Below are 3,082 nucleotides of genomic sequence, written 5' to 3'. Positions count from 1 at the left end.
GACTGGATCCCCAGCTAAACAAAACACCGTAATTTGTGGCATTTGGATCTGATTTCCCGTAATCATAGGGGCAATCACCAGCACATCTTCTGTATTGCAATCAGGCAAATTACCATTGTAATTTATGCCGGGAACAGAGGCACCAGAAGTTTCATAACTGGTAAATGTATTTGGAAAAGCGTTGATCGCAGGCGTCACCATTCGATCTGGATTGACTGCCGTTCGTAAAGGATCTGGTGATAAAGTCTGTGCACTTGCATGATAAGTACCCGCCAGTACACTACAATCAATTTTAGCAATAAGAGTAACCAAGACTTCATCTCCTGAAAACAGGATGAAATCTCCCATAATTGGCTGGTTAGCGTTTACAGCAGAATTAGTCAGATCTGCTGGTCCACCCGCATCACCAGTGTAGCTTGCTTTTGCCGAAACAAAAGAAAAACCCACAGGCAGTTTTACTTCCAGCTTAACCCCGGAAACATTTGCCGATTGCATATTGGAGATCTTAATACTGTAAATCACTTCTTCCCCGGCACGATAGCTGGCTGTTAAATTACTTTGAGAAATGCTGGTATTTAGTTCCGGCAAACAATTACTATATCTTAAATATGGAGGAAGATCGTTATTGTTAAATTGCTTCACATTCCCATCCTGACCATCGGCAGCAAATTTCGTATCAGTGATTGGATTAAGCCTTCCTGCTTTCCCTCTGCTTACATCTGCTATTATCCTAGAAGGAGACATCGAGCAGAAAATCTGCCCGCCACCACCACCACCACCTGGCCCAGGACTAGCATTAATAGTCTGATTAAGATTGGGAGAGCCGCCATAGCCTCCCTTAGCTTCTATACTCACATTGGCCGATAAATCTCCATGAAATTCATTGATGAAAATTGTACCGCCTGCTCCTCCCCCTTCTCCAGGAACGAAATCTGGCATTTCCCCCAAAAAATGACCTATATATTTACCATTCGAAATTATCCTCCCAGTACCAGAAATACGATTTGCATTGATCAAAACAATAGCACCACCAGACCGATGTCCAGCATTAACAGTATTATTTACATCACCACCTCCACCGCCGCCACCAAGCATCAATCGATCAGGAACAGATCCAACACCATATACAGCAGAACCTGGACGGCCTCCGTTTGGAAAAGTATCCTTCGGATTCCCATAAGTCGAGCCATTTCCACCAGCACCACCGGCTCCTCCATTTCCCCCACCTCCACCACCAGCCAGATATAGATATCCTGAACCACCGGCATTTCCAGGAGCGCCTTTACCACGACTTCCTAACGGAAAACCCAAGCTGGGTGAACCCCCAACTCCATCCCCCTTACCCATTATACTTGAGATAAAGGACCCTGGGCTAATTTGGGCATAAACATTTCTTATATAATCATCATCACTATTAAAACCACGGCCATTGCCGCCTCCCCTAAAGCCTCGACCAGAAACATCAATCGTATATCCGTTCAAATTTAGGGTTCCAGCTACATGGAATGCCAACACTCCTCCTGCTTTCCCATTGAAATGAGGCACATAAGAATAAATATTTATATCTCTATCTAATGTTAAATTTGAATATTGAGGAACCCTAATGATCTGAAAACTTCTGGACCCACGAGTACTGCTCACTGACGAACTGGTATATTCATTGACGGTTCCCATTGCTGGACCTGCTCCTTTGAAAGTTAAAGGACCTCCCTTTAAAGGTACCTCATTTGTAGCTACGATATATTCATATTTACCGCTGTTTCCTAAACCCACATAACCTGTACCCCCAAGTCCATCTGGCCCGGAAAAAGGATCATTTGCTCCATAGTTCGCGTCATTACTAAAATGAATCAATGCATCCTGCATCTGAATGATGATCAAAAGGTCCCCTTTGGTAATGGGAACATCTCCATAATGAGCGTCGTAAGCGCCTCCTACATAATTCATATTGAGCATGAGCTGCCTGGAACCACTAGGAAGAACAAGGTTATCATCAGGTGAAAAATAAGTGTTTATTACCCTTAATGGATTAATCCTGGTTCCGTCTTTCCCCGGAGTTCCACATATTTGTGCCTGTATGTTTTGAGGTATAAAAAATAAATAAAACAGCAGCAGTAGACTTCTAATTTTCATCCTAATAGAAACAAACCACAAGCTAACTAATTAGTGCTAAATTAAGTAATTATTAAATAACAATGTTTTATTAAAAAGATAAAACATAACATAGAAAAATAAAAAAACACAATATTTCAATAAAAAACTGACATATAAATAAAAATTATGAACTTATGATCATGATTTTTATTGCCGGTAAATACCTAAATCACCACTTTCATTCCATGCAATTAGCAAGGTTTCAGAATCACAAATTTATTAGGAAAATCAGGTTGAGGAACCCTAGTAACAAGTGCATTTAACAGGTACTGCTTAACTGAACCAGGAATGCTAGCAGGGAAATCACTATTATCATCCAATTTGATCGCACAAATCACACAACCAATCGTACAAATAGTAGTAGGATCTATTCCATCAATTAAACGATAATTCCCAGCATAAAAAACATCACCGCCTGTATAGGCAAACCAATTTTCAGCCATAACATGATTGCTTTTATACATCAAAAAGCAATAAAAACTTTAATCTCTCCTACTCTATTCCGGGTTTTCGGAACTCCCTTTATCACCTATACAATTTAGGCATAAAGAAATTCCCACTACAGGGTCAAATGACACAAAAGTCAATAAACTAATTACTCAGAGTAAGTTCAAATCATCAATTATTATACAACCTACTAATTAAGGACAGTTTTTCATTCGTACATACGTTGGAAAACCAACGGGTTGATTTACTTTAAAAGCTACCGCATTTGCTAAATAAGCACGAACTGACCCTGGGATACTTGTAGGTATGCTATTATTGTCATTCAAAAAAATCGCACACACTATACACCCACTTGTACATCCCGTGGGTTCCCCATTACCAAGTAAAACATAACTCCCGGGGGTAAAAATATCACCTCCCATATAACCAAACCAATTAGCCATAACATCAATACTTTTATACATCAAAAAGTAATAAAAAC

General features: G+C 40.0%; 2 protein-coding genes and 1 pseudogene. All 3 read right to left on the bottom strand.

The annotated features are described in order from the left end of the window. Positions 1-2,133: pseudogene (locus tag R2S10_RS24650) on the bottom strand (hypothetical protein); the annotation flags it as partial. A 212-nt stretch (positions 2,134-2,345) separates the two neighbouring features. Continuing rightward, positions 2,346-2,597, bottom strand: coding sequence for a hypothetical protein (locus tag R2S10_RS24645; RefSeq protein WP_316843056.1), 252 nt, complete (start codon positions 2,595-2,597; stop codon positions 2,346-2,348). A gap of 198 nt (positions 2,598-2,795) precedes the next feature. Beyond that, positions 2,796-3,082: hypothetical protein (locus R2S10_RS24640; protein ID WP_316843055.1), on the bottom strand; the 287-nt coding region annotated here is incomplete at its 5' end.

The organism is Pedobacter gandavensis (genome assembly GCF_032678745.1).
In the GTDB taxonomy this organism is placed as follows: domain Bacteria; phylum Bacteroidota; class Bacteroidia; order Sphingobacteriales; family Sphingobacteriaceae; genus Pedobacter; species Pedobacter gandavensis_C.
Note: the sequence above shows the minus strand (reverse complement) of the source record. Positions and strands in the feature narration are given on the sequence as shown.

Coding starts and splice junctions, on each gene's coding strand:
- R2S10_RS24645 (WP_316843056.1), bottom strand. CDS start 2,597: ATGGCTGAAAATTGGTTTGCCTATACAGGCGGTGATGTTTTTTATGCT.